Annotated in this window: 1 protein-coding gene; it reads right to left on the bottom strand. The window is 64.4% G+C overall.

Going from position 1 to position 1,129, the window contains the following annotated elements:
* The coding region (locus tag AWB77_RS34055; RefSeq protein ID WP_061138850.1) for an acetyl-CoA C-acetyltransferase at window positions 1-1,127 on the bottom strand (1,127 nt) is incomplete at its 3' end.
* Between the last annotated feature and the right edge of the window lie 2 nt (window positions 1,128-1,129).

The raw sequence follows: 1,129 nt of genomic DNA, 5'->3' as shown, positions 1-1,129 counted from the left end.
GCGAGACCCTTCTTCGCATCGCGCTTCTGCATTTCGTGCAGCAGCGTGACGAGAATCCGGCAGCCCGATGCGCCGATCGGATGGCCGATCGCAATCGCCCCGCCGTTCACATTGATCTTCGACTGGTCCCAGCCCATCTGCTTGTGTACCGCGAGCGCCTGCGCCGCGAACGCTTCGTTGATCTCCATCAGATCGAGATCGTTCACGCTCCAGCCCGCGCGTTCCAGACAACGCTTCGATGCCGGCACCGGGCCCATGCCCATGATCTTCGGATCGACGCCTGCGTTCGCGTATGCCTTGATGCGCGCGAGCGGCGTGAGACCCAGCGCTTCGGCCTTCTTCGCCGACATCACGACGACCGCCGCCGCGCCGTCGTTGATGCCCGATGCGTTGGCCGCCGTCACCGTGCCTTCCTTCGAGAACGCGGGCTTCAGTCCGGCCAACGCGTCGGCGGTGACGCCATGACGCACGAACTCGTCGGTCTTGAACTGCAGCGGCTCGCCCTTGCGTTGCGGAATCGCGATCGGCACGATTTCATCGTCGAAACGGCCTTCTTTTTGCGCCTTCTCGGCCTTGTTCTGCGACAGCGCCGCGAACGCGTCCTGCTGCTCGCGCGTGATGCCGAATTCCTTCGCGACGTTTTCCGCCGTCGTGCCCATGTGATAGTTGTTATAGACGTCCCACAGGCCATCGACGATCATCGTGTCGATCAGCTTCGCATCGCCCATGCGGAAGCCATCGCGCGAACCGGGCAGCACGTGCGGCGCGGCGCTCATGTTTTCCTGGCCGCCCGCGATGACGATTTCCGCATCGCCCGCGATGATCGCGTTCGCCGCCAGCATCACCGCTTTGAGGCCCGAGCCGCAGACCTTGTTGATCGTCATGCCCGGCACCATGTCGGGCAAGCCGGCCTTGATGAGCGACTGGCGCGCCGGATTTTGACCCGAACCCGCCGCGAGCACCTGACCCAGGATCACTTCGCTCACCTGATCCGGCTTCACGCCAGCCCGCTCGAGCACCGCCTTGATGACCGTCGCGCCCAGTTCCGGCGCCGCGATCTTCGCGAGCGAGCCGCCGAACTTGCCTACCGCCGTACGCGCGGCCGATACGATCACTACGTCAGTCATTT

Origin of the sequence: Caballeronia fortuita (genome assembly GCF_001544835.2) — a bacterium.
Taxonomy (GTDB): Bacteria; Pseudomonadota; Gammaproteobacteria; order Burkholderiales; family Burkholderiaceae; genus Caballeronia; species Caballeronia fortuita.
The sequence above is the reverse complement of the archived record's forward strand: the minus strand, read 5'-3'. Positions and strand labels throughout refer to the sequence as shown.